This is a genomic window from Kitasatospora sp. NPDC034533 (genome assembly GCF_055575155.1).
In genome coordinates, this window is record NZ_JBVITE010000075.1 from 12,808 (window position 1) to 36,500 (window position 23,693).

Below are 23,693 nucleotides of genomic sequence, written 5' to 3' on the forward strand. Positions count from 1 at the left end.
GTGTCGGAGTGTGGGGCGGGGGTCAGTGGGCGGGCTGGAGCGCGGGCCGGTCTTCGGCGGGCTGGGCGAAGGAGGCTTTGCCGAGGGCGGTGCCGTGTAGATCGGCCAGGCGGGGGTGGAGGGCGGCGTCGATCCGCTCCTGGGGGTGGAGCAGGCCGCGCTCGCAGGTCTCGGCGGTCCAGAGGGTGACGGGGGCGGGGGTGGCGAGGTTGACGCCGATCTCGCCCTTGGGCAGGACCCCGTTGTACGGGGCGGTGATGCGGCGGCTGTTCCAGTAGGCGTAGGCGCCGTGGGCCTTGGCCTGCTCGATGAGGGGGAACAGCTGCGGGTAGCGGGGGTGGGTCCGCAGCTCGCGGAACAGGAGCTGGCCCAGCAGCCGGGGGGCGATGGCGGCGAGGTCCTCGAAGTGGGCGTCGTGGAAGGTGGTGGTTCGCACGTCCCGGGCGGCGTCCAGGGCGGTGGCGGCGAACAGGTGGGACAGGCGGCTGCGCACGTACACGGGGGCCTGCTCGGCGAGCGCGGGTTCGATGCGGCTGAGCAGTTCGGTGAGCCGCCGGTGGCCGGGCCGGAACAGGGCGAGGTCGAAGAGCCGGTCCATGGTGGGGACGGCGGCGAACGCCAGGCGCTTGTAGAGGTAGTTGTTCATCTCCCCGAGGTCGGCGCAGGCCCGGGTCTTGGCCGAGGCAGAGTGGAGCATCAGGTACTCGGACACCACCTCGAAGTAGAGGTAGCCGAGGAAGGGGACGGCGGTGATGGCGTGCGAGAGGCGGTCGAGGAACTGCGCCGGGTCGGTGGCGGTGCCGCAGGCGTTGGCGAGCATCAGGTCGAGGAAGCCGGCGCTGTCCTGCACGCGTCGTACGACGGAGGCCCGCAGCCGTTCGTCCTCGGCGGCGGTCAGGGCGTGCCGCTGCTCGCGGTAGGTGTCCAGGTGGATGCCGCCCAGGCGTAGGTAGTCGACGCCTTCGGTCGGCGCGGCGGCGGGCGGGGTGATCTCGATGACGACTACGTCGCGGTGGCCCTTGGTCTCCATGAGGTAGGAGCCGAGGTTGTGGGGGCGCAGCCCGGCGGTGGTGGGGGCGAGAGGCGCGCAGTACAGGGCGCCGACCAGGCAACCGGCGGCCCCGAGGACCTGCCCACTGGAGCGGATGGCGTCCAGGGCCGCGGTGGTGTGCATCAGGTACAGGGGCCCGCCGCCGGAGAGGGTGGCGAGCATGGCGTTGCCGCGGCTCATCAGCGCGCCGTTGGGGGTCTCGTGGTGCAGGTAGTGGAGCCAGTGGGCCTCGGTGTCGGCCAGCCCGGCGGGGGCGGGGCGCTGCCTGGGGGCGGTGTGGTCGGTGTGGGCGTACTCCCATTCGGGGTTCACTGCTGCTCCCGGGTCGGGCGGGCGAGGTCGAGGGCGTGGCGCAGGGCGCCGTGGTGGGTGGCTCCGTCGAGGCGGGCGTGTTCGCTGTCCAGTACGAGCCGGAAGGCGAGGGCGTGCAGTTCCAGGGGCAGCGGGGTGCGTACGAGGGCGGGGTCGGGCCACCAGCTCAGGGCGGGCAGGCGGTAGCGGTCGAGGGCGTCCGCGGCGGCGAGGAGGTCGGCTGCCTGCCGTGCTCGGGGGTCGGCGCAGCGGCGGTGCGGCGGTGTGGCATGGGCCGGGAGGTCGTGCAGGGCGATGGCCATGGTGGCCGCGTCGAGAAGCGGGGCGGTGAGGTCGGGCAGGCCGAAGGCGGCGGTGACGACGTGGTGCTGCCGGTGGAGCCAGCGGGCGGCGCGCTCGCCGTGGCCCGCGTCGGTGCGGTCGTTGTGCCGTCGGCAGTCGTGGACGGAGGCAGCCACGGTCAGGGCCAGGGTGTGGCCGGCGTCGAGGTGGTTCCGGGCGGCGAGAACGGCGGCGAGGACCGAGACGCGGGCGTTGTGCCGCACGCCGTGGAGGGTGTCGGCCAGTGCCGCTTCGGCGAACCAGTCCTCGGCGGGCACCAGGGCGGTGGCGCCGGGCGGGAGGGCGGCGGCCGGGCCGGAGGCGACAAGCGGCCGGTGGGCGGCGATCCAGTGGAGGGTGGCCCGGTCCATCAGCTGGTGGTCCGGAAGGCGCCGGGCGGCTGCGAGTTCGTACAGGGCGGGCATCGGCACCTCCTCCGCGTTCAGGCGGCGGCGAGCCGGCGGGCGGCGACCGGTGTCGAGCGGCCTGTCGCAGCAGAGGCGAGGACCGCCTCGGCGGCGGCGACCGCAGCGGCGCCATCACCCAGGGGGACGAGCCCGCCGCCGACGTGCCCGAGCAGGGCGTCGCGCAGCAGTTCGTGCTGGACGGTGAACGGTGCGGGGCGCTCGGCCACGGGCAGGGCGACCGCCGGTCCGCTGCCCACCCCGCGGAAGGCCCCGGTCTTGTCGGCGGGGGCGCTGTTGGCGTGCAGGGTGAGGGTGCCAGCGACAGCGTCGGCGGTCAGCAGGCCCGCTTCGGTGCGGACCTGCACGGTGCGGGCCTTGCGCGGGCTGATCCAGTCGGCGTGGACGTTCAGCAGCACACCGCCCAGGCGCGCGGTGGCGGTGACGAGGTCCTCGTGCGGGCCGGCTATGCGTACGGTGTCGGCGGTGACGGACTCGATCGGTGCACGGGCAAGCCAGGCACCGAGGTCGAGGTCGTGCACGGCCAGGTCGAGAGTCACTCCGACGTCGCGGATCCGGCCGGAGTAGGGGCCCTGCCGGCGTGCGTCGATGTGCCACAGCGCGCCGAACTCCCCAGCCTGGAGCAGCCGGGCCAGTTCTGCCACGGGGGCGGTGTGCCGTTCGGTGTGTCCGACTGCGGCGAGGAGGCCGGCAGCGTGGAAGGCGTCTTCGATGCGCAGGGCGGCGGCTGTGGTGGACGCGAGGGGTTTCTCCACGAGCGCCGGGATGCCGGCGGCGGCGAGCTGGAGCGCGAGGCCTTCGTGGGCGGCGGTCGGCGCGGCGACGACGCAGTAATCGAGGTCCATCACCAGCAGGTCCCGCAGGCGGGGGACGGTGCGGTATCCGGGAAACTGGGCGCGGCGGCCGGGGTCCGGGTCGGCCAGGGCGACGAGGTCGACGCCCTCCAGCGCGTCCAGGGTGCGGGCGTGGACGGAGCCGGCCCAGCCGAGGCCGACGACCGCGGCCCTCAGCTTCCTTGCCATGGTGGTCCCTTCCAGGAGGTAATAGGTGGGGGGTGGGGTGAGCTCGGGCCCACCGTGGGTCGGGCCCGACCGGGGCCGGCGGGGTCAGGAACGGGCGGGGGCCGAACCCGACCAGGCGGCGAGGCGGCTCTCGGCGCTCTCGTTGCGCATCCACTCGGGCACGGCCTGGGGCGTGGCGGTGACCCACTCGACGTAGCGGGCGATGCCGTCGGCGACGGTGACCGCGGGCGCCCAGCCCAGCGCGGAGTGCATGAGCGAGGTGTCAGCCCGCCCGCCCAGCGGGTCACCGGCGGCGGGCGGCGCGACGCGGATCCGGGTGCCGGGGAAGTGCGCGACCACCTGGTCGGCGACGTCGCGCACCGACGTCTGCACGCCCGTGCCCAGGTTGAGCGTCTGCCCGGCCGCACCCGGGGCGGTCAGCGCCCGCACGATCGCCTCGGCGGCGTCGTCGCGGAACAGGAAGTCGCGCACCTGCACGCCGCCGCCGTTGAGCAGCAGTTCCTGCCCCAGCACCGCGTACATCGCGAACTGGGCGACCACCCAGGACGCCGCCCCCGGCTTGGGCACCTGGCCGGGGCCGTAGACGGAGAACGGGCGCAGCACGGCGACGTCCCGGCCGGCGGCTTGGAGGAGCTGGCGGGCGTGCTGCTCGGCCCAGGACTTGGCGCTGGCGTACGGGTTGAGGGGCTGGTGCGGCTGGGTCTCGGTGAACAGGCGTGGGCGCGTCGGGCCGGCGTCCGCGCCTCCGTGGCCGTACACCTGGGCGGTGGACAGCAGCACAAGGCGGCGCACGCCGGGGGTGTCGGCGACGGCGCGCACCACGGTGTCGGTGCCGGCCATGTTGGAGCGGAACGCGCTCTTCGGGTCGGCGAGGCAGCCCTGGACGGTGGAGTGCGCGGCGGCGTGGACGACGAAGTCGGCGTCGCCGACGAGGTGGCGTACGAGGGTCTCGTCACCGACATCGCCGAAGACCAGGTCCGGGTCGCTGCGGCCGGTGCCCAGGAGCGTGTAGACGGTGGGGTCGTAGGCGGACAGGTCGTCGAGCAGGACGGGGCGGGCTCCGGCCCGCTGAAGCTCGTCGCGGACGGCGGTGCCGATGAAGCCGGCGCCGCCGGTGACCAGGACGCGCGCGCCCGTCAGCGGGCTGGATGCGGGGTGGGCCATGTCGCTCTCCTTCGGGGGTCGGGGTGTTCGGGTGGTCAGGAGCAGATGAGGGTGCCGGAGAACTTGGTGACGGCGAAGTAGCCGCGTTCGCCGATGACTTGCCGTACGGCGCCCGCGACGTGCGCCTCCAGGGCGTCGAGCAGGGCGGGCGGTGCAGCGGAGGGGCCGGCGGAGGCGGAGCAGTGGTAGGAGGCGCGGTAGAAGTCCATGAAGGGATCGAGGCTCGCGAATTGGAGCTGGTCCTGCCACTCCAAGACGCTGATCCGGTCGAAGTGCGGGGCGAGAAAGCGGCGGCCGTTAACGAGGGAGATTCGGGCCTTGGGCGAGGCCGTGGCCAGGTGGTCGGGGCCGCCCACCGCGCGTAGCGCCCGCAGGTGGACGTCGTACATCTCGACCATGGAGTCCGGCTGGTCGGTGGTGAGGAGGAACCGGCCTCCGGGCCGCAGTACGCGCCTGGCCCCAGCGAAGAGTGTGGTGAGGTCGGTGACGTAGTGCGCGGTGTACACGCACATCACCCGGTCGAAGTCGTTGTCCGTGAACGTCTGGAGGTTGTCGGCGCTGCCCTCGACCCAGTCGCAGGGGGTCGCCACGCCGGCCATCCGCCTGCGCGCCGACTCCAGCATGGCCGGTGAGATGTCGAGACCGGTGATGTGGCCGGCCGCCAGGTGCGGGCGCAGCCGCTCCAGAACGAACCCGTTGCCGCAGCCCAGGTCGAGAAGCTCTTCGGTCCCGCGCAGGGCGAGCGCTTCCAGGAGATGGTCGTGCAGCGCCTTCGGGTTGGTGCGGTAGCGGTCGTGGACGCGCTGCTTGACCTCCAGGGCCTCGGCGTCGGTGAAGTAGGCGGAGCGAGCGTCCTCGACCGTAACGACGGCGTGCCTGGCGGGGATCACCCGCCGGGCCAGCCGGGACAGGCCTGGCGTGCGGAAGTCCTGCGCTCTGGTGACGGTCGTCAACGCTCGCTCCCATCGGGTGGAATCGCCTGCGCGGCCCCGAGGCAGAGGGCGCCGGGCCTGCCTGTGGCGGCGGGCTTGGGACATCAGCGTTGCGGCCGGCAGCAGGTGAGGGGAAGGGACGTGCCCGGTGCCGTGCCGGTGCGGTCGGGAGCACCGCCAGAGCACCGCCGGTTTACCTGTCGGCGCCTGAACCGCTGCAGTAGCGTCAGCCGGATCGACCACCACGTTGAGGGAGGGAACGGTTGGCCGAGGAACCTGGTGATCACCCACTCGTCCGGGCACGGGCCGTTCGCAATCTGGAGCGATCCGACCTGGCACGGGAACTGCGCGAGAATGGCACCAAGTTCGGCACACCTCTGGGAACGGGCCGGGACGGCGTCCTACGCTGGGAGAGCGGCCGTACTCCCGACGACCCCACGCAGCTGGTGATGGCGCACTTCTTCGGCATCGACAGCGACCTGATCGGCTCTTACCCGTGGCCGCGGTGGCTGGAGTTCGATCCGCTCCAGCAGCCCGACGACCACCCGTGGACCGGCCCCGGCGCCCTGGGGGCCCTCAGAGACGCGATCGGAAGTGGAATGAAGCGGCGGACCTTCGTCACCGGCTCCTCGATGATGACCACGACCCTGCTGTCCTGGCTCACTGCGGATCCCCTCGAAGCCGCGCAGTTCACCAGCGGCCGGCGGCTCAGCGAGGGCGCCGTCACCTCCATCGAACGCTGCGTCAGGGAGCTACGCCTGACCGACGACGAGGACGGCGGGGGCACCCTGATCCGCGATACGACAGCGACCTTGGCCGCGGTGGTGGACCTCCTGTCGAACCGCAGCCACTCGCTCGCCCACGAAAGCCGCCTGTACGCGGCCGGCGCCGATCTGGTTCGTATCCGGGCCTGGGCGGCCTTCGATGTCGCCGGGCGCTGCGACGATCTGACGTTCAAGGCCGCGCTGCAGGCAGCGCACGCAGCCCGAGACTCGGCACTCGGAGCCCACATCCTCACGTTCTGGTCCGCCGCCGCCTACAACTGCGGACGCGCCGCCGATGCCGAGGCCATGGCCTCGGCCGCGTTGGCCGCTGTCCGCGGAAAGGCCGCACCGCGAGTGGAGGCCCTAGTCCTCGCACGCCGGGCGCGCGCCCGCTCACACCTCAACGACAGCGCCTGCTGGAGCGACCTCGAAGCCGCCCGGACGCTGCTGGAGGCCGCCGAACGCAACCCGGACGACGAACCGGACTGGGCGTACTGGTTCGACGCCTCCGAGTACGAAGGCTGCCTGGCCTCCACCCAACTGGCCATGGGTCACGCCGACCAGGCCGAGGAGACCTTCGCCCGGCAGACACGCGCGTTCAGCGGCACCGCAGTGCGAACCCAGGCGCTCTACCTATCCCGGATGGCTGACGCGCAGCTGCAGCAGAACCATCTCGAGCAAGCATGCGCCACCGCGCACCAGGCCGTCGACCTCACCACGGGCATCAGCTCCCACCGTGCCGTCGAACCCCTCAAGGCGCTGGGCGCCAGCATGGCGACCCACAGCAGTGCACCCGAGGTCAGGGAGTTGCGGGAACGCATCGCCGCCCTCGTCTGACGGCCCGTGCCGTCCGGCCCAACGAGATCTCGGCCCCCGGTAGTCCCGGGCCGGACGGCGCGTCAGATGATCGGTGGCCGTCCAGCCCGGGTCAGCCTCCACACCGTGCGCCAGCTCATCGGCCGCCGCTCACCGTGCCCGCCGCGCAGGCCCTCCGCGAGGCCCTTGAACCACACCCGGAGCTGCCCCGTTGATCGGAAGCGGCGGGCGCTGATCAGCGTCCACGCCGCGAGGTACACCGGCACGAGCGGCGCCGGCAGACGGCGGTAGGCCACCCACACCCGATTGCGCGCGACCATGCGGTAGAACGTGGCGTGCCTGGCCGGGTTCGTCGCCGGGTGGTGTACCTCGACGCCTGCCGCGTACCAGCCGGTCTTCCCAAGATCCCACAGCCGCCACGACAGGTCGATGCCCTCGTGGAACAAAAAGAAATGCCCGGGCCAACCACCGACGGCCTCGAAATCCGCGCGGCGGATCAACACGATGCCCTCTGCCATCACCGTCACCACGCCCGGGCGCCGGGCATCGGCGGACTTCAACCGCGGCACCCACCGTCCCAGCGTCTCCCCTGTGGCGGGATCCGCGATCCGGGGCTGGACGTACGCCGCGTCCGGATGCTGGTCGAACTCCTCGACCAAGCGTGCGACGGTGTCGGTCTCCGGCAGGATCGCGTCGTTGTCGAAGAACAGCAGGAACTCCCCGGCTTCCGGGCCGGCCAGCGCCCGCGCCCCGACGTTGCGCCCCTCGGGAATCCCGGTGTTCTCCGGCAGGGCCACGGAGACCGCCCCGGGCGGCACGTAGTCGGGCTCGACGCCGTTGCCCACGATCACCGTTCGTAGGGCGACGCCCTTCTGTGCCAGCACCGACGCCATCGCGTCACGGAACTCGGCATCCCGATCGTTCATCGTGAGGACGACGACATCGACAACCCGTTTCGCGTCCTCGCACATGAAGTTCCGCCTCCGCAACCGGTCCATCAGTAGGAACTCACCCTAGTACCCCATGGAGCCGCCGCCTCTGCTTTGTACGGGCCCTGGGTCCGGCGCAGGAGACTCGCTTACGCAGGCCACCGTCGGACCCTCGAAGGGGGCCGGCTACCGGGCCACCGCCTCATCCCCGAACCGGTCCATGGAAGCTCGCCCCCGGCTCGACAGCCGGGGAGTAGGGGGTCTTCTCCAGGCGAAGCGCCCGAGCGCCGAAGAACTCACCGAAGTCGGTTGCCTTGGACTGCCCGGTCGGGGCCCGCCCCGGGTGTCTCCAGCCCCTGGGCGGGGCACGTCAGCGCGGGGCGGAGCACGGTGGGAGAGGCGTGGGCGGGTGTCGGAGCGGGGGCCTCTTCGTTCGGTGGCTGCATCGCCCGGCAGTTACGGCCGTGCGGTCACAGGACCGCCTTGCCGGGGGCGGGAGCGTCTCCGGCTTGGGGGAGGGTGATCCCCAGGGCGGTGATCTCGGTGCGCCGGTGCTCGACCAGCGTGCCCGCACGGGCGGGTTGCACGATGCGGCGGTGGAACCAGGCGCCGAGCCGCTTGTCGCCGGGGGCGACGTAGCTCTGCGGTACCCACCGATGTCCGGTCGCCGCTATGTAGTCCTTCAGGACGACGACCCAGGCTCCGTAGCGTTCTTCCCTCGGGTCGCGAACGAATCCGAGCTCGAGCAACTGCTTCTTCCGATCGGCCGAATAGGTGGGATACCTCTTACGGGCGAGTTGCAGCTTTTGGCCCAGGCGTTGCTTCTGCAGGTCTGCGTGCTTCTGGGGGATCCGCAGGTGTCCGTGCTTCTTCCGGAACGCCGTCAAGTCGGCGATGAACTGTTCCCATTCCACGTCACGGGGGTTCCATACGATGCCGAGTTCCTCGAGACGGGACGTCACGTGGGCTGGCAAGGCCCCCACCCTTTGCCGCGTTCTGGCATTGGCCAGCCATCGGCCGGCCTTGACGCCGGACGTGCTCTTCCAGTCTGGGGAGACCCGTAGGTGGCCGAACTCCTCCTTGAATACGGCCAGCGCCTCCAGGCAGTGGTCCTGGTGTGTGGCGGATGCGTCGATGGCGGTTACGGTGATCGCCTTCACGAAATTGTCCGGGACCTCGGTCCCGGTGAAGGAGATCCATTCAGGCAGAGCGGGACTCGCCTTGCTATCGCGGCCGCCAGTGTGCCTTTGCTTTCGTGCGGTAGCGAGGGAGGTGCTGACGCGGTCGTCCAGCGCCGCCATGGCCAGCACTGCTGATATCACGTCGGCGAAGTCGTCGGTGTCGTTCCCGCTGAACGCCGGCACGATGATTGTCGCCGTCTTGGGGCGGCTGGGATCGCCTCGCCGCAGGGCGCGGCCGACCTTCTGGATGGTGTCGATCTCCGATCCTCCGGGGTCGACGAGTCCGATCGAGTCGACTTCTGGCGCGTCCACGCCCTCGGTCAGCAGCCGCGCGTTGGTCACCAAGGTGAGACCGTCGGTTCCGGCGCGCAGCCGCTCCAGGATTCGGCGCCGGGTCGCACGGGTCTGCTCGCCATTGACGTGTCCGGTCCACAGTGATGTTGGGCGCTCATCGGCAGGCAGGTGTTCCATCGCCTGATGAAGAATCAGCGCGAAGGCCTTGGCCGCGGCAACCGTCGAGTGGTAAGTGATCATGCGCCGCGATCCGTACTGGGCCGCCGCCCGCAGCACCGCGATCGCCTTCGCGAAGACCTTGGCACCAACATGGCTGTGCCCGATGGTCAAGAATGTCGGCTGATCCTCGTGCTGGTCCAGGAGGTCCCTGACGTCGCGGTCGTTGACAGCTGCCACCACCAGCCGGTACCCGGCGAGCAGGTCACGTTCGATGGCCTCGCTGAACGGCAGGCGGTGGGCCACAGGGCCAACCTGCTCAGGGCGGTCCAGACTCACGGTCATGGCGTCGTCGTCGGCGACGACGGCCTTCAGCGTGGCTGTCATCGAGAGGCGGCGTACAGACGGGATCAGCAGGCCGTCATGAACGACGGACCAGCTGTTGTCGATACCGGCCGTCCGGTGCGCCTCATCAGCGATCACCAGATCCCAGGGTGCCAGTCCCTCGCGCCGGTGCGCCTCGACCATGGTGTGCAGGCTCTGATACGTGCAACCGACAGTGACCCGCCGACGTGGTACGAGTATCCGCCGAATACGCCCGGGGTCATTGGTGACGTGCGCGGTCAGCCCGTCGCGGATGTAGTCGGCTGTGAGTACGTTCGGATCGGTGCAGACCGCAAGGACGTGGCCCAGGGACTCCCGACCGAGGGCGGCGCGCCATTCGTCGAGGGTCTGTGCAAGGAGATCGAGTGTCGGCACCGCAAAGAAGACCCGGCCCGTAGCCGGGGAGACCCACCGGGCGGCGATGGCGCCGGCGGTGCGCGTCTTCCCCGTTCCGCAAGCCATCAGCATCACGGCCCGCTCGTGCTCAGCCAGAACCTTGCTGACAGCGTCGACCGCCTCCTCCTGGTGCGGCCACAGTTGGACTCCCACGTGCTCTGCTTCCTCTTTCTCGTTGTGTGACTCGGACGGTTGGTGTCAGGGGCTGTCATCTGCCCATGACCGGCTGGAAGGTTTAAGCGCAGTTAGCCCTGCAGGTGACCCCGTTCTGGCGTGCGGCGGGACGGTGTGCCTCGCACGGTGTCGACGACCAGGGCATCAACGCCGTCACCGGGCCTGGCCGGCGCAACTCGGTAGCTGCGGAGCCGCTCACGGGTGCCCCCCCGGAATGCCGGGATCGAGACGCTGGGCCGTCGCCCAGTTCGATGGCGCCGCCAAACTCGACCAGCCCCGGTGGTTTGCCGACAGGAAGTGGCGTACGGGCGGGGCTGGGCTCGAGCGCCAACCAAGCGCGGACGGGCCCGTGTGCGGCGCTTCCGACAGCTTGCGGGTGGGACCATGCCGGACTTGCACGCGGCACGGCCCACGGCCGTACGGCGAGGGGCAGGCATGGAGACAAGGACGTGGTCGGGGCCCGGCTAGGGCAGCCCTAGATCAGGGCGCTGATCAGGGCGTGTGCGTCGTTGCCCAAGAGCGCGGAGTCGCGCAGTCGACGGAAGGTCTCCCGGAACCGTTGGACGTCTGTCGGCTCAGTGACGGTGTGGGGTCCCTGGTATTGATCCAGCTCGACCCGGGCCTCGTTGACGATGGTGAAGCCCCAGTGAGCGCGCAGCGGGATCTCGTCGGGGACGATGCCGAGGGTCAGGCCCGGCTGCTTCGTGCACTCCAGCAGGTGGCGCAGCTGCTCGCGGTGGACGGCCGGGGCGGAGACGACGTTGGTGAGCGCGTGTTCGTTCAGGATGAAATCGAACTGGCGGGTGCCGTCGATGAGTTCGCGCCTGTCCAGCCGCGCCTGGATGGCCGCCTCGATGTCGTGTTCGGCGACGGGGTGAAGCTCACGGGCGCCAGTGAAGATGGCGCGGGCGTACTCCTCGGTCTGGAGGGTGCCGGGGATGATGCTGGGGCTGAAGGTGTGGATGGTGCTGGCGATGCGATGCAGTTCCAGGATGCTGGTCTGGATGGGCTCCAGAGCAATCGTGGCGGTGGGATTCATGCGCTGGGTCTCCGGATTCTTCGGGTTTCGTCCTGAGGGAGGTGGGCGGGAACGGCCTGCCGTCGTGGGCGGCCTCCTGGGGTCGGGCTGCACGGCCGGTTTGGTCTGTGGGTGTCAGGGGATTTGCTCCGGGTACGGGCGCTACCCGGCAAGCCTGTTCGAGGGCTCGGGAGGGTCAACCGATCACCCTTGGTACTGCGGCTGTCCTGAGCGGTAGTGCCCCTGGCGGCCCGGCTTGTGGCAGGTGAGCCACTGCGTCGGGTCCTTGCTGGTCAGCCCGTCGCGGCAGGGACCGACAGCACGCAGCTTGTGCCCCCCCTCGACGGCCGCGTGCTGGTCGGTCCCCACGACCGTGGAGTCGAGGGTGACGAGCCAGCCCATCTCGGTTCGGGTCTGCGCCACTTCGAGAACACGGACCCAGGTGCCATCTGCGGATCAGCGGGGCCAGATGGTCATAGGCGGTCTGCCCGGGGCCGAAACGACCGGGCAGCAAGCAACTGATCAAGATCACCCTCCCCCGAGTTCAAGCATGCGCAGGGGTGGTCGGCCGGCAGTTCCTTCAAGGCGTGCAGCGTGTAGACGGCGTGCGTGCCGTTCCTGGCACCGAGCCTGGCGTAGAGGCGTTGGAGATTCGACTTCACGGTGGACGGGCTGCGGTCCAGCTTCCGGGCGATGTCCTTGTACGACAAGCCGTGGGCCAGCAGCACGGCGGGCCGCCAGAGCTGAGGAGGAAGCTCCTTCTGCGGCGGCCTGAGCCGTTCCGGCAGATCCACCAGTCCGATTCGGCAGCTGATGTCGACCGCCTGGACACGCCCCGAAGCACTGAGTCGGTCGAAGATTCCGCGCACCGCGGCGGTGCCGAGTCCCTTGTCGGCGACTGAGGCCTCCTCCGTGTCCTCGCCGCCGCGGAGGTGTCGTCCGATCTCTGGGTCCGTTGCCCCAAGCGCCACCATCTGAAGCACCTTCTTCTGAATCGCCGAGACGATCACGCGGGTGCCGCACGACGGGCAGGCCCGGCCACTCGCCGGCCTGTTTGGCCTTTGTTCAATCATGTTGACCATCCGTTGAGTTCCTGGTTGAGACCGAATAGCTTGGCCTGGGTGAGGGTCCGCGTCTCCTGGCGCCAGGTGGAGGCTGTGGTCACGAGGAGGGGGGAACAATGAGGTGGCGGGCTTCGGTGGTCACTGTGCGGCTGCCTCCTTGGCCTTGGACGCGGACATCCAGCCCCAAGGGCCCGGCGGCAGCGGGGTTGTCAACACGGTGGCCAGCCTGCGGTCGGCCTCGGCCCAGAGGTCGGGCTCATCCCGGATCTGCTCGGCCACGTACAAGTACGCGTTGAGGGCGAACACGGGCGTCATGGTGGAGTACGTACGGCCGCCGGCGTGGGTGGTGACGTCAGAGCCGTAGGCATCGACGAACTCCTCGTACTCCCCGGGAGGACCGCCGAACACATCGCGCTTCCAGGCGGCCGCCGCCTGGTCCCACAGTGCGGGTCCGATCGCCGTACGCTCGAAGTCAATCAGAGCGGTGCCGGCCTTGGTGATGATGCAGTTGGTCGGGACAGCGTCTCCATGGATCACACACATGGGGTCGGGCCAGGACACGTTCCGCCAGGCCGCTCGGGCGTCGTTCACCATCCGGAGCAGGTGCTGCGCCTGGTCCGGGAACAGCGTTCCGGACGCCAGCAGGTCCTTGATCCGCCGGTTCAGGGTCGCGAACGGGCTGAAGGGGGGGATCCCCAGACGGGCGGGAACGTCCAGCTCGTGCAGACGTCGTAGGACCGTGCCGAGGTCGGTCGGGCTGGGGCTGCGGGTGCCGAGATCTTCGGTGAAGGTAACCTGGAGAATGTAGCGACCGTTGTGGGCGACCGGGTAGGCGGAGTTGCCGACCGGCCGCGCGGCCTGGATGCCGTTGCGCAGCAGCCACACCGCGATGCGGGTATTGCGGAGGATTTCGTCGGGGGCGGTGCCTGGGGCCCAGACCTTGGCGACGGCATCGGACTTGGGCATACGCCAGGTGTGGTGGGGGCCGATCTGGAGGAGGACGGCGGAACGCGGGTCGAGTCCTTGGTGCCGGGCCGTGGCGATGACGGCGGCGCGGCTTTCGTCGGGGGTCACAGTGCCTTCTGGAGAGGGTGGGCGGAGGTACTGGTGGGTGGCCGGTCACTGGCCAGTTCGAACAGGGGTTCCGGACGGCGGCAGGGCGCCTGCGTCAGACGGGCTTCGAGGAGGCGTCGCAGGAGCGGCCGTCCGGGTCCGTGTCCGGCGCGGGCGGATGCCCGGTGATCCGGTAGCCGACGACGAGCCGGGTGGGGATTGCGGTGCTGGGCAGACGGGTGGGCGATCCGGCGTCGCCGGGCAGCAGTGTGCGGGACGGGAAGAGGTGGGTCATGCGGCTTCCTGGACGGTCGGGCGGGACGGGCCGCGGTAGCGGAGGAACTGGGCGTTGTCGGTTCGTGGGCGGCAGGGACAGGGGTGCGCCGTGTTGAGCAGGCCGTGCGAGTGCAGAGTGAGTACCACCTCGGCCGTGGTCTCCGTGTTCAGCTGCTGACGCAGCCGCTGGACGGACTTGGAGACCCTGCGGACGGCGATGCCCCGGATGGCGGCGATCTGGACCTGGGTGCAGCCGTCGGCGAGGAGTTGGCCGGTGGTCTGCATGACGTCGGTGATCTGCGGGAGTCCGCCGGCCGGGGGGTCGGGCGGGGTGAGGATCCCGGCGCGCAGCGCGGTGTCGATGGCGTGGAGGGTGTTGGTCGCCCGCAGGCGGCGCTTGGCCAGGCGCAGGTACCCGGCGGTGGTGCCCGGGTGCCACCCGTACGACCAGTCCACGGTGCCGGACTCCCATCCTCGTGCGGCCAGGTCCAGCACAACGACGAGGGCACCGGTGAGCCACGGGTGCTGTCCACAGACCGGGCACTGGTGCCCGTAGACGCGGCCGGGCGGGATCGGCCGCGGCTTCACCGGCCGGACTGCGGTCACAGCGTGACTCCGAGCCGTTGGGCGCTCGCCGTGACGGTCTCCAGGTCGGACGGGCTCCCCGTGTACATCGCTCGGGCGAAGAGCAGCAGCTCGGCGGCCCGCTCCAGGTGTCCCTGCGCGCCAGCCAGTTCGCCCGACCACAGCAGGACACGGCCCTGCCACGGCCGCGCGTTCTCGGCGACGACGTGGCCCATCGCCTGGCCGAATGCGGTGTCGGCGGGACCGACCGCACCCCGCAGGGCGAGGACGCGGCCCTCCCACGCGCGGGCCCGGCCTGCATTCAGGCCGTCGCCGGCGGCGGTCAGTTCCCGGTAGGCGTCGCGCAGGTGGGCGAGCGCGGAGTCGTCGTCGCCGAGCGTGTGGAGGCAGACGGCCAGCGCCACCCGGGTGACCCCGGTGTCTCGCTCCTCCCCCAATGCGGTACGCCGCTCCAGGGCGTCCGACAGCAGGGAGCGCGCGGTCCGGTGGTCGCCGGCGGCGTCGAGGGCGACGGCCAGGTCGTGGAGGTGCTGTGCCTGGCCGCGTTTGTCGTCGTCGGCGACCGCGGCGGCGTAGGCGGCGCTGGCGTCCTCGATCGCTCCGGTGTGATTGCCGAGCGCGCGCCGTACGGTGGCGCGGGCGCCACGAAGGTCACGCACGATGAGCCGGCTCGCCCCCGGGCGGGGCGGGGTCGTGGCGAGCCGCTCGGATGCGGGGATCGCAATGTCGTAAGTCCACTGCCACAGTCGGTAGTTGCGCTGGCGCAGTAGCCAGGGCCACCAGGCGTGGGCCAGGTGGGCGGTGACGTCGTCGAGGCCATGGGCGTCGGCGACTTCCAGGGCGGTGCGCAGGTAGGTGTCGCAGCGCGCGAACCAGGCCAGCGCCTGCGCTTTGGTGGCGAGGGCGGCGCGGTGCGCCGGCGGGTGGAGGAGGTGCGGCTCGACGGTGGGGCGGAAGGGGTGCAGGGCGCGGGAGGCTACGTGGGCCTCGGCCAGCAGCCAGTCCAGGGCGCGGCGGCGCGTTTCGTCGATCCGTTCCGTGCTGTCCGTCTCGCGGGTCAGGGCGGCGGCGCGGCGGCGGCCGTCGGCCACGGTGAACTCGTACTCGTCGTCGGCGGATTGCCGGATCAGCCCGGCCGCCGTGAGGTCGGTGAGGTGGCCGATCGTGGTCGCCGGGTCGTATCCGGTGGCGGCGCCCGCCATGGCCGTGTCGATCCGGGTCGAGGGCAGCGGGAGCGACCCGAGCGTCCGGTAGAACGCGGCGGAGGCCGGGGTCATGGCCCGGTGGGCTTGGTCGAGGGCGGCGGTCACGACGTGCTCCAGGGGGGTTCCGGCCGCAGGGGCGGCATCAAGGGGGAGAAGGTGGTGGCCCGTGGCCAGGCGGGCACCGGCCAGGGCGAGGGCGAGCGGTACTCCGTGGCAGGCGGCGGCCAGGGCCGGGACGTCGCCGGTGGCGGCCGCCTTGCCGGCGGTGGCCGTGAGAAGCGCCACGGCGGCGTCCGATGGCAGCGGGCCGAGGTCGAGGTGGTGAGCGCCGTCGGCCAGCAGGCCGGCCAGCGGACGGCGGGAGGTGATGATGCACACCGAACCGGTGGCGGGCAGCAGTGCCCGCACCTGGTCGTCGTCGGCCGCGTTGTCCAGCAGGGCTGCCACCGGCCGGGAGGCGGTGAGGGTGCGCAGCAGCGCGGAGGCTTCCTCCGGGTCGGCGGGGGGCTGGGTGATGCCCAGGGCGCGCAGCCAGCGGGCGGTGATGTCACCGGGGTGGGCGGGGCGGGCGGTGGTGTGGGCGCCGAGGTCGGCGTGCAGTTGCCCGCCGGGCAGGAGTCCGTGTTCGTGGAGCGCGTGCAGGGCGAGGGTGGTCTTGCCGATGCCGGCAGGGCCGGTGAGCAGGATCGGGAGCGGGTTGTCACGGCGCAGGCCCTCGGCGAGGGCGGCGGTGAGGTCGTGCCGGTCGATCAGCGGTCGGCGGCGCGGAAGTTGGCGCGGTACCGGAGGTGGGGGTGGGGTGTGCACGGTGATGCCGCCGTGGACGGTGTGGGCCTGCACGACCGCGCCGAGCACCGTGGCGCCCGTGATCGCGTTGCTGTTCACCACCGGGTCCTCCGAGGAAGGTCCCCGAGGGCGGCAGCTCGTACGTGGCCGGCGATCTTGTCCAGGCACACGGCCATCACGCACACCCTGCGCGCACGGTCCACCGCGACCTGGTGATCGTTGAGCCCCAATGCGGTTTCGACGGTGCGGAGTTCAGCGGCCAGCATGTCCAGCAGCTGAGCGCGCGGCTCCCCGATGTCGCTGCGCCGGAGCCGGCCGGCAGTGTCCTCCATGGCCTCCGCCAGACGCTCCACAGGCGGGTCGCCGAGACGGGGGCCCCCGAGCCGGGGCAGCTCGGCAGCGATGCGGTCCAGCGCCTCGTCCAGGGGCAGCAGCGGCACTCCGCCCTCGAACGGCACACCGACCATCGCCTGTCTGGCCCATAACTCCAGGACTTCGAAGCTTTCCGGCATGGCTCTCCTTGGACGATCGGTTCGGGAAGGTGGCCGGGCCAGGTCTCGGCGTCGGCGCGGAAGTCACCTCTGGTGCGGGTACACCTGGTCGAGCCAGGCCAGCCGGGCCACCGCGACCACCTGAAGCAGCACCGGTAGGACGAGCCACCAGGCCCGCAGCCAGCGCCGGCGCACCGCCAGGACGGTGAGGCCCAGCGCGGGCAGCGCGAGCCCGATCGCCAGGTAGGCCGCGATCTCGACGGCGAGCAGCACGTCGTCGTCCCAGGGCCCGCCCGGGCGCATCACCAGCGCCGAGTACGCGCCGAAGGCCGCACCCAGCTCCAGCAGACACAGCACGGCGGCGCTGGCGACGGTCGCGGCCGAGGGACCGCGCCGGGCCGTCGCGGACAGCGAGTCCGGCGCATCGCCTTCCAGCCTGTCCAGGCCGGTCGGCGGCAGGGGACGGACCGGTTGGTCCGTCACCCGGCGACCGGGATCTGGCTGCGGGAGTGGGTCAGGGCCTTGGCGAGGTGGCGCGGGTCCGTCAGTACCGGCGGGTGGCCAGGCAGCGCCCTGGGCGGGATCAGCCAGCTCCGCCCGATGGCGCGACGGGCGGGCCCGGGGCACATGACCCGCAGCGGCAGCCCGTGGCGCCCGTCGAGTAGCTCGACGTCGTCGCCCTGCCACACTGCCGAGGCGACGGGAACGAACACATCGACAATGCCCGCCCACTCGTCGAGGATCACTGGCCCCACCTGGTTGGGGGTGTGCGTGACCAACAGCGCGACGGCGGCACGGCCCAGCTCCTCCGGTATTCGCACGACCCCTGCGGCGGTGCCGAGCGGGATGGGGACCGCGTGGCCCTGGGCCCACGCCAGCCACGTGCTGTCCATGTTTTCGGTGAGTCCGGCGAGCCAGCGCGTACCTTCGACTACTTGGCGCATGGCCGCGTTCTTCGCGGGGGTAATAGGGGTCATCTCTCCCTCGATATCGGGTGGGTGGGTACCTGGCGCGGGCCGCGGTCGGCCGAAGGCGGTGGAAGTCTCGTTCCGATCTTCGCGAGCGCGAGGTCGCCGGAGATCGGGTTCCGAGGACGTGCCCTACGCAGAGCGACAGCCAGGTCCTCGTGCCGGGTCAGCGCCCCGGTGCCGTCGGGCACGACCAGCCACTGCATCGACCCGACCCGAGCCGCCCCCGGCGCCGGCATCAGCACCGCGGGGGGCTCGCCGCCGTCCCGGGGCGTGGTGAGCAGGACAGTGTCCCGTATCTGCCAGTCCACGCCGGGCCGCACCGGCACCAACCAGTAGCCCACCTGGTCGCGGTAGTCGTACAGCACCGGCCCCAACGGCACTCCGTGGCTGGTCAGTTCGGAGATCGCCACGGTGGTCAGAACGGGTCCGGTGAGTATCACGTCGAATCGGCAGGAGACCTGCACCGGGGCCAGGAGGCCGCGGCGCCAGTAGCCCGTGATCGTGTGTGGCGTGCTACTGACGCCAGCGAGCCAGCGCCTGCCAAGCTGCACGTTCATCACGGTCCTTCCATCAGGTGCCGGGGAGGAAGCCCGGCCCCCGTCACCAAGGGGGGATCGGGGGCCTGGCCTGTCGCCTGCCTTCCCAAGTGCGGGACGGAGGAAGACTGGCGGCGTGGGCGTCGAGGCCGACGTCGTTGTCGGCCTCGACCTCCGGCGTGGAAGAGGCCGCGACTGCCCTCGACAGAACGCACATGCCGGTGGCCTTACCCACGAGAGGCATACGACCAGCGAGGAGTAACTCGGCGGGCCTGGCACTCGCTGGACCCATCGCTGTCAGCTACGCGGCAGCGCGGCGTCCGTGACGTCGACTCGCCCGCGGCCACCTAACGATGCGCGTAGCGATGGGCGCGGAGTCGGCCCTCAGGACCGGTATGACGTCCGGTTGCACTTCCGCCTCGATGGCGGTGGCCTCGCCGAACACCCCCATGTCCAGGTGCATCTCGACCTCAAACCACACGGACCAGTCCGTCGGGCGGCTTTGGGCGTCGAGGCGCTGGTACCAACCGATGGCCTCGGCATAGCCAGTGGCGACGGTGATCCCTCGGCCGCTCTCCGCAGTCAGATCCTCGGCCCGGCTGCCCATGTCCGGCACCGTTCGACAGGGTGAGGTGACGGTCACCCGAAGCCGGCTTCGGTGGAGGTCAAGGTCCCCGTCAATGAGCAACTTGGCCTCGACATCGGCGTGTTCGGCGTGCACGGCACCGTGCTTTACCGCATTGTCGACCAGCTCCGAAACGCACAGGCGGGCGGCATAGGCCTGGTCGGGATCAAGAGCGACCCCCGGCAGGTCCCTCACCCGGTCGAGGACCAGGTTGCGCACGGCGCCGGGGGATGCCGTTCTGAGCGGGACGTCGAGCTGTAAGACGCGGTGCATGACAAGTTCCTCCGGGCCGATGGCAGGTGTATCCGGGGAAGCGGCCGTAGTGGTCGCGTGTGACCGTCAGGTGCGGTGCGGTGCCGCCCGACGGCTGTTCCGATTCGCGCAAGTGCATGCAAAACACATCAAGTCGGGCATCGGCTCGCGAAGCCCTTCGACTGGCCGTCCGTAGATCGGCAAACATAGGATGTCGCCTCACTGTCCGTCAGCGCAACCCATGCGGCAGGCATAGTGCAAACATTCACTTCGAACGTGGTTGCGACCGATCCAGGTCTGCCTCGAAGTGGCGCACGGGCCGATCGGGCGGGCACACTGGTCCATTGATACGCAGGAGGGGCATCCGTCATGGCTACAGGCGATCGAGTACCGACCGTGCGTCAGCGTCGGATTGCTGCAGACCTACGTCGATTGCGTGAGGCGAAGGGTCTCTCGGCCGAACAGGTCGTCGGTCAGCTTCCCGACCTCTTGAACCTGCCGAAGCTCAGCCGCTACGAGAACGCCCGCACCGCGGTCAAGCCCGAGATCCTCGCGGCCTTGCTCAACCTCTATGGCTGCGACGAGGGCCTGCGGGAAGTCCTACTGGAGATCGCCGGCCAACGGGATCAGCGCGGCTGGTGGAAGGGCTACAGCGACACCATCAACCCCACCTATACCGACCTGATCTCTATGGAAGCACAAGCCACGGAGATCAAGAGCTTCGAGGTTTCTTTCATCCCGGGTCTCCTCCAAACCCATGATTACGCGACCGCGATCATCTCCAGGCTCTCCGCCGTGTCCACGGGCGTGGACGCCATGGTCGATGTGCGTATCGCACGGCAGCGAGTGCTGACTCGCGTGGAGGGCCCGGTCAAGCTGTGTGCCGTCATCCATGAGAACGCCCTGGCGATAAACGCCGGCGAGGGTGTCATGAAGGAGCAACTCCACCGTCTCGCGAAAATGAGCCGCCTCCCGAACATCCACATCCAGGTCATGCCAGCGAACGCCCGGCCGAACCGGGGCTTCAACGGCGCGTTCACCCTTCTCGAGTTTTCACAGCGCGCACTCGACGTCGCGCTGACGCCCGGGATGGTTCGCTCAAGTTGGGTCGAGGACCCGGCGGAGGTGGAAATCTACCGCGCCAGCTTCCACGAGATCATGGCTGCGGCCCTGGACGTGGACGACTCCTTCGATTTCATCACCCAGAAGAGGGACGAACTCGCATGACCATCATCAAGAACGCATCCACCCTGAACGTGAGCTGGAAGAAGGCACGCCGGAGCAACGAGCAGGACAACTGTGTTGAGTTTGCGTTCCCGGCCGGGGCCGGAGCGTTCGTCCGAGACTCGAAGGACCCCTCCGGGCCCGCGCTGGTCCTGAGTCCCGAGGCGCACACCGCCTTCATCGCCGCCACGGCGGCTGGCAAGTTCGACTTCGGGATCATCTAACTGCTGCCCCAAGATGGCCACGGGCCGGTGCAGATGAAGTGCGTCGGCCCGTGCTGCTCCTCTATCCCTTTCAGGTCCGCCAGAGGAACCTCCCGGTGTTCCCAGGCCGGATCCTCTGTTGCGGTCGGCGGCGTGTCGGCAACGGCCGCCTTGCTGACCTCTCGTCGCTCCCTGTGTGGATGTTCGCGCACCTCGCTGATTTGCCTGCACATGGCAGCGCCGCTTTCGCACTGATCGCCGCTGGGGCCGACACGTCGGGGTGAAGCGTCTGATGCGTGTGGCCGGACAGGACTTCTACGAGCAAGGCGACGTCTGGGCCTGCGTTGCCGAGCACCGCGTCACCGCCACCACCCCTGAACCCCTGGCGCCGGCCTTGGTCGGGGTGCAGCGCTTTGGCCCGAAGGGTTGGATGCACTGCTGGTCTTGCGAGTAATGTCGCTCGTAATGGGCCGTAGCTAATACTCCAGTGTGACTTCGTGATCTTGCGCTGGAGCCGGGTGGTAACGGCAACGGCCACCGCGTGATCATCAAGGGTTGTGTGGACTCATGACGATCATGCGGTGGCCGCGGGTCACAGCATAGACGCCGCCCGATGGCGGGCGATGTTCGACCAGGCCATGGCCCGGATCGCGGGCCGGTTCAAGCGGGTGGAACCGCGTGCCACGGCCCGTGCCTTCGTGCTCGCCCTGCTGTCCGGCGTCGAGCGGAAGAACTGCTGGCGACTGGCCGAGCAGGCCGGCCATGCCCGCCCCGGGCCGATGCAACGGCTGCTGCGAAGCGCCCGCTGGGACGCCGACGCGGTCCGCGACGACATCCGCTCCTACGTGCTCGAACACCTCGGCGCCGACGACGGCGTGCTGATCGTCGACGAGACCGGCTTCCTGAAGAAGGGCACCGCCTCGGCGGGCGTGCAGCGGCAGTACACCGGCACCGCGGGGCGGATCGAGAACACCCAGGTCGGCGTCTTCCTCGCCTACGCCTCCAGCAGAGGACGGGCGTTGATCGATCGTCGTCTCTACCTGCCCGACGCCTCGTGGTGCCAGGACGCCGAGCGCCGCACCCGCGCCGGGGTGCCCGACCAGACGACGTTTGCGACCAAACCCACGCTGGCCGGGCAGATGATCGCGGCGGCACTGGACGCGGGGATCGGCTCCTCCTGGGTGACCGGGGACGAGGCATACGGTCAAGACCCCGGCCTGCGTGCCCTGTTGGAGTCCCGTGAGGTCGGCTATGTCCTGGCCGTCGCGTGCAGCACGCGGGTGCGGATCAACCAGGGGCGGACCGCCGTCCGCGCGGATGCCGTGACCGACCGGCTGCCCGCCTCGGCCTGGCACCGGCAGAGTGCCGGAGCCGGGGCGAAGGGGCCACGCTACTACGACTGGGTCTGGGTCGAGATCGGTAGCGACGGCCACCGGCACCTGCTGATCCGCCGCAACCCGCACAGCGGCGAACTCGCCTTCTACCTGTGCTGGTCCCCGAGGCGGGTGCCGCTGTCGGAGCTGGTCCGGGTGGCCGGGGCCAGGTGGTGCATAGAGGAGTGTTTCCAGGCCGCGAAAGGCCAGGTCGGCCTGGACCACTACCAGGTCCGTCACTGGACCGCCTGGCACCGGCATATCACCCTGGCCATGCTCGCCCTGGCCTTCCTGGTCGTCCTCGCCGCCGACGCGATGCCGGCCAGGACCGCACAGCCGAACCGGCCCGCCCGCAGCACCGACCCGATCGACCTGACCGTCCCGGAGATCCGCCACCTGCTCGGCGCCTTCCTGGTTCCACCGGCCACGTCCCCGCACAGCCTGCTGACCTGGTCAAACTGGCGCAGACACCACCAGGCCACTGCCCGCCGCAGCCACTACCGACGACGCCTCGCCGAGCCCTCAACCGGATAGATCACGAAGTCACACTGGAGTACTAATGGCGAATCCCTGTGCTACGTTCCATGGTCCCAATCGAACACAGAAACCCCCGACGGAGCGGTCACTCCATATGTCGGGGGTCTGGCACGAGGAGCGGTCACTCCCCATGCTCGTACATCGTAGCGCCCACAAGCGCAACTTCGCCGTGCTGCCCAACGCGATCCTGCAGGACCGGCGGCTGAGTTTCGCCGCGCGTGGCCTGCTCGCCGACCTTCTGTCCCGGCCCGAGCGTTGGCGCGAGGACGCTCGGCAGATTGCGGACTCCAGCATCGACAGTCGTGCGGCGGTGCGTAAAGCCCTGCGCGAGCTGATCGCGGCCGGGTACTACCGGGTCGAGAGGAACCGGATGCCCGACGGCACGATCCGCAGCGAGGCGCACGTCTACGACACCCCGCAGGTACCTGGCCTCCGGGAGGCCAAGGAGCTGTTGGAAGCCGTAAACCCGCAGGTGGAGCCGAGTGTGGCCCACCCGGCGTCCGGTTCTTCGGGTTCCGGTGATGCTGGCGCCCATCTTGTAAAGAACCTGGTCAAAGAACCCTCCCTCCCGGTCGCAGCTCCTCCGGTGAAGGCGCCGGAGGAGCTGCGACCGGAGGCGACGGGTGGGCAGGAGGTGACCCCGGTCGAGGATCAGGACGGCTCGCGAGAGGCGGTGTGCACCCTGCAGCAGGTACTGCAGGGGCAGCGGCGCCTGCGTCTCGGGGAAGCGGAGCTGGTGGAGCTGGCGCCGCTGGTCAAGGAATGGCTCGGGGTGGGCAGTGGTCCGGCGGAGCTGGCAGCGGCGCTGCTGCCCGGCTTGCCGGAGACCATCTACTCGCCGGTCGGAATTGTCCGCAGCCGGCTGGTGCGCAAGCTGCCGGTGCGGGTGGAACGCACCGCGGTGGCCAGCCAGGTACACGAGTGCGACGAGTGCCGGGATCCGATGCCTCGTCCCGGCCTGTGCGGGCGCTGCTCGGGGCGCCTGGGCCCGGTGTCGACGATCGGCAGCGGAGCGCGGAGCACGGCGGCGGGTGCGGCCCGTGCGCGGGCGGCGATGCGAGCTGGAGCCCGCCACTTTTGAGCTTCCCCCGCTGCGCGGGAGGTGCTGATTACCTGGTCAGGACGGGTGTGGGCGGTTCGACAGCCACTGGTTCGGCCGTCGCCTGGTCGGCG

At 70.4% G+C, this 23,693-nt stretch carries 24 protein-coding genes; 5 read left to right on the forward strand and 19 right to left on the reverse strand.

What is annotated here, in order from left to right; translation table 11 throughout:
• Window positions 1-22 precede the first annotated feature (22 nt).
• From ACZ55U_RS33990 to ACZ55U_RS34010, 5 genes are all read right to left on the reverse strand, one after another.
• On the reverse strand, window positions 23-1,363 hold the full coding sequence (locus tag ACZ55U_RS33990) for a hypothetical protein (RefSeq protein ID WP_465532515.1): 1,341 nt from the start codon (window positions 1,361-1,363) through the stop codon (window positions 23-25).
• Window positions 1,360-2,109 carry a hypothetical protein gene (locus tag ACZ55U_RS33995; protein WP_465532517.1) on the reverse strand — a complete coding sequence of 250 codons (750 nt, stop codon included), beginning with the start codon at window positions 2,107-2,109 and terminating at the stop codon, window positions 1,360-1,362. Before ACZ55U_RS33995 ends, ACZ55U_RS33990 begins: the two co-directional genes overlap by 4 nt.
• A gap of 17 nt (window positions 2,110-2,126) precedes the next feature.
• Window positions 2,127-3,131, reverse strand: coding sequence for a Gfo/Idh/MocA family protein (locus tag ACZ55U_RS34000; protein WP_465532519.1), 1,005 nt, complete (start codon window positions 3,129-3,131; stop codon window positions 2,127-2,129).
• Window positions 3,132-3,215: 84 nt separating this feature from the next.
• A complete protein-coding gene (locus ACZ55U_RS34005) occupies window positions 3,216-4,295 on the reverse strand; it encodes an NAD-dependent epimerase/dehydratase family protein (RefSeq protein ID WP_465532521.1) in 1,080 nt (359 codons plus the stop codon).
• A 35-nt stretch (window positions 4,296-4,330) separates the two neighbouring features.
• Entirely contained in the window at window positions 4,331-5,248 is a 918-nt protein-coding gene (locus ACZ55U_RS34010; RefSeq protein WP_465532523.1) for a class I SAM-dependent methyltransferase, read from the reverse strand.
• A gap of 242 nt (window positions 5,249-5,490) precedes the next feature.
• Here ACZ55U_RS34010 and ACZ55U_RS34015 point away from each other — a divergent pair, with 242 nt between their 5' ends.
• Complete coding sequence (locus ACZ55U_RS34015; protein WP_465532525.1) at window positions 5,491-6,828, forward strand: tetratricopeptide repeat protein; 1,338 nt, start codon at window positions 5,491-5,493, stop codon at window positions 6,826-6,828.
• Between the two features lie 62 nt (window positions 6,829-6,890).
• Here the strand turns inward: ACZ55U_RS34015 and ACZ55U_RS34020 are convergent, their stop codons facing one another.
• The 14 genes from ACZ55U_RS34020 to ACZ55U_RS34085 all read right to left on the reverse strand — a co-directional run bounded on the left by ACZ55U_RS34020 (window position 6,891) and on the right by ACZ55U_RS34085 (window position 19,204).
• Window positions 6,891-7,778 (reverse strand): glycosyltransferase family 2 protein, encoded by an 888-nt coding sequence (locus tag ACZ55U_RS34020; RefSeq protein WP_465532527.1) that lies wholly within the window; start codon window positions 7,776-7,778, stop codon window positions 6,891-6,893.
• Window positions 7,779-8,206: 428 nt separating this feature from the next.
• Window positions 8,207-10,300: a helicase associated domain-containing protein gene (locus tag ACZ55U_RS34025; RefSeq protein WP_465532529.1), complete on the reverse strand. Its 2,094-nt coding sequence runs from the start codon at window positions 10,298-10,300 to the stop codon at window positions 8,207-8,209.
• Window positions 10,301-10,796: 496 nt separating this feature from the next.
• Window positions 10,797-11,360 carry a DUF5753 domain-containing protein gene (locus ACZ55U_RS34030; protein WP_465532531.1) on the reverse strand — a complete coding sequence of 188 codons (564 nt, stop codon included), beginning with the start codon at window positions 11,358-11,360 and terminating at the stop codon, window positions 10,797-10,799.
• Window positions 11,361-11,543: 183 nt separating this feature from the next.
• Window positions 11,544-11,762 (reverse strand): hypothetical protein, encoded by a 219-nt coding sequence (locus tag ACZ55U_RS34035; protein ID WP_465532533.1) that lies wholly within the window; start codon window positions 11,760-11,762, stop codon window positions 11,544-11,546.
• Window positions 11,763-11,812: 50 nt separating this feature from the next.
• Complete coding sequence (locus ACZ55U_RS34040; protein WP_465532535.1) at window positions 11,813-12,421, reverse strand: helix-turn-helix transcriptional regulator; 609 nt, start codon at window positions 12,419-12,421, stop codon at window positions 11,813-11,815.
• A gap of 120 nt (window positions 12,422-12,541) precedes the next feature.
• Window positions 12,542-13,477 (reverse strand): phosphotransferase enzyme family protein, encoded by a 936-nt coding sequence (locus ACZ55U_RS34045; protein ID WP_465532537.1) that lies wholly within the window; start codon window positions 13,475-13,477, stop codon window positions 12,542-12,544.
• 94 nt (window positions 13,478-13,571) lie between these two features.
• Window positions 13,572-13,751, reverse strand: a complete 180-nt coding sequence (locus tag ACZ55U_RS34050; RefSeq protein ID WP_465532539.1) for a hypothetical protein — start codon at window positions 13,749-13,751, stop codon at window positions 13,572-13,574.
• Window positions 13,748-14,338, reverse strand: coding sequence for a helix-turn-helix transcriptional regulator (locus ACZ55U_RS34055; protein ID WP_465532541.1), 591 nt, complete (start codon window positions 14,336-14,338; stop codon window positions 13,748-13,750). The genes ACZ55U_RS34050 and ACZ55U_RS34055 overlap by 4 nt, the downstream gene beginning before the upstream one ends.
• Entirely contained in the window at window positions 14,335-16,407 is a 2,073-nt protein-coding gene (locus tag ACZ55U_RS34060) for a hypothetical protein (RefSeq protein ID WP_465532543.1), read from the reverse strand. Before ACZ55U_RS34060 ends, ACZ55U_RS34055 begins: the two co-directional genes overlap by 4 nt.
• Window positions 16,404-16,820, reverse strand: coding sequence for a hypothetical protein (locus ACZ55U_RS34065; RefSeq protein WP_465532545.1), 417 nt, complete (start codon window positions 16,818-16,820; stop codon window positions 16,404-16,406). The genes ACZ55U_RS34060 and ACZ55U_RS34065 overlap by 4 nt, the downstream gene beginning before the upstream one ends.
• Before the next feature lie 63 nt (window positions 16,821-16,883).
• On the reverse strand, window positions 16,884-17,282 hold the full coding sequence (locus tag ACZ55U_RS34070; RefSeq protein ID WP_465532547.1) for a hypothetical protein: 399 nt from the start codon (window positions 17,280-17,282) through the stop codon (window positions 16,884-16,886).
• Entirely contained in the window at window positions 17,279-17,692 is a 414-nt protein-coding gene (locus ACZ55U_RS34075; protein ID WP_465532549.1) for a hypothetical protein, read from the reverse strand. Before ACZ55U_RS34075 ends, ACZ55U_RS34070 begins: the two co-directional genes overlap by 4 nt.
• A gap of 80 nt (window positions 17,693-17,772) precedes the next feature.
• On the reverse strand, window positions 17,773-18,330 hold the full coding sequence (locus ACZ55U_RS34080) for a hypothetical protein (protein WP_465532551.1): 558 nt from the start codon (window positions 18,328-18,330) through the stop codon (window positions 17,773-17,775).
• 277 nt (window positions 18,331-18,607) lie between these two features.
• Window positions 18,608-19,204, reverse strand: a complete 597-nt coding sequence (locus ACZ55U_RS34085) for an ATP-binding protein (RefSeq protein ID WP_465532553.1) — start codon at window positions 19,202-19,204, stop codon at window positions 18,608-18,610.
• Between the two features lie 348 nt (window positions 19,205-19,552).
• Between ACZ55U_RS34085 and ACZ55U_RS34090 the strand changes: the two genes are divergently transcribed.
• From ACZ55U_RS34090 to ACZ55U_RS34105, 4 genes are all read left to right on the forward strand, one after another.
• Window positions 19,553-20,410 carry a helix-turn-helix domain-containing protein gene (locus ACZ55U_RS34090; protein WP_465532555.1) on the forward strand — a complete coding sequence of 286 codons (858 nt, stop codon included), beginning with the start codon at window positions 19,553-19,555 and terminating at the stop codon, window positions 20,408-20,410.
• Window positions 20,407-20,631: a DUF397 domain-containing protein gene (locus ACZ55U_RS34095; protein ID WP_465532556.1), complete on the forward strand. Its 225-nt coding sequence runs from the start codon at window positions 20,407-20,409 to the stop codon at window positions 20,629-20,631. The genes ACZ55U_RS34090 and ACZ55U_RS34095 overlap by 4 nt, the downstream gene beginning before the upstream one ends.
• A 602-nt stretch (window positions 20,632-21,233) precedes the next feature.
• The gene (locus tag ACZ55U_RS34100) at window positions 21,234-22,517 is read left to right on the forward strand and encodes an IS701 family transposase (protein ID WP_465532558.1); all 1,284 of its coding nucleotides are present in this window, start codon (window positions 21,234-21,236) and stop codon (window positions 22,515-22,517) included.
• Window positions 22,518-22,650: 133 nt separating this feature from the next.
• Window positions 22,651-23,601 (forward strand): hypothetical protein, encoded by a 951-nt coding sequence (locus ACZ55U_RS34105; protein ID WP_465532560.1) that lies wholly within the window; start codon window positions 22,651-22,653, stop codon window positions 23,599-23,601.
• Window positions 23,602-23,693 lie beyond the last annotated feature (92 nt).

Excerpts from the sequence above, each read along its gene's own strand:
- ACZ55U_RS34030 (WP_465532531.1), bottom strand. The coding sequence starts at position 11,360 with ATGAATCCCACCGCCACGATTGCTCTGGAGCCCATCCAGACCAGCATC.
- ACZ55U_RS34095 (WP_465532556.1), top strand. The coding sequence starts at position 20,407 with ATGACCATCATCAAGAACGCATCCACCCTGAACGTGAGCTGGAAGAAG.
- ACZ55U_RS34075 (WP_465532549.1), bottom strand. The coding sequence starts at position 17,692 with ATGGACAGCACGTGGCTGGCGTGGGCCCAGGGCCACGCGGTCCCCATC.
- ACZ55U_RS34040 (WP_465532535.1), bottom strand. The coding sequence starts at position 12,421 with ATGGTCAACATGATTGAACAAAGGCCAAACAGGCCGGCGAGTGGCCGG.
- ACZ55U_RS34100 (WP_465532558.1), top strand. The coding sequence starts at position 21,234 with ATGTTCGACCAGGCCATGGCCCGGATCGCGGGCCGGTTCAAGCGGGTG.
- ACZ55U_RS34085 (WP_465532553.1), bottom strand. The coding sequence starts at position 19,204 with ATGCACCGCGTCTTACAGCTCGACGTCCCGCTCAGAACGGCATCCCCC.
- ACZ55U_RS34005 (WP_465532521.1), bottom strand. The coding sequence starts at position 4,295 with ATGGCCCACCCCGCATCCAGCCCGCTGACGGGCGCGCGCGTCCTGGTC.
- ACZ55U_RS34065 (WP_465532545.1), bottom strand. The coding sequence starts at position 16,820 with ATGCCGGAAAGCTTCGAAGTCCTGGAGTTATGGGCCAGACAGGCGATG.
- ACZ55U_RS34105 (WP_465532560.1), top strand. The coding sequence starts at position 22,651 with ATGCTCGTACATCGTAGCGCCCACAAGCGCAACTTCGCCGTGCTGCCC.
- ACZ55U_RS33995 (WP_465532517.1), bottom strand. The coding sequence starts at position 2,109 with ATGCCCGCCCTGTACGAACTCGCAGCCGCCCGGCGCCTTCCGGACCAC.
- ACZ55U_RS34090 (WP_465532555.1), top strand. The coding sequence starts at position 19,553 with ATGGCTACAGGCGATCGAGTACCGACCGTGCGTCAGCGTCGGATTGCT.
- ACZ55U_RS34050 (WP_465532539.1), bottom strand. The coding sequence starts at position 13,751 with ATGACCCACCTCTTCCCGTCCCGCACACTGCTGCCCGGCGACGCCGGA.
- ACZ55U_RS34000 (WP_465532519.1), bottom strand. The coding sequence starts at position 3,131 with ATGGCAAGGAAGCTGAGGGCCGCGGTCGTCGGCCTCGGCTGGGCCGGC.
- ACZ55U_RS34020 (WP_465532527.1), bottom strand. The coding sequence starts at position 7,778 with ATGTGCGAGGACGCGAAACGGGTTGTCGATGTCGTCGTCCTCACGATG.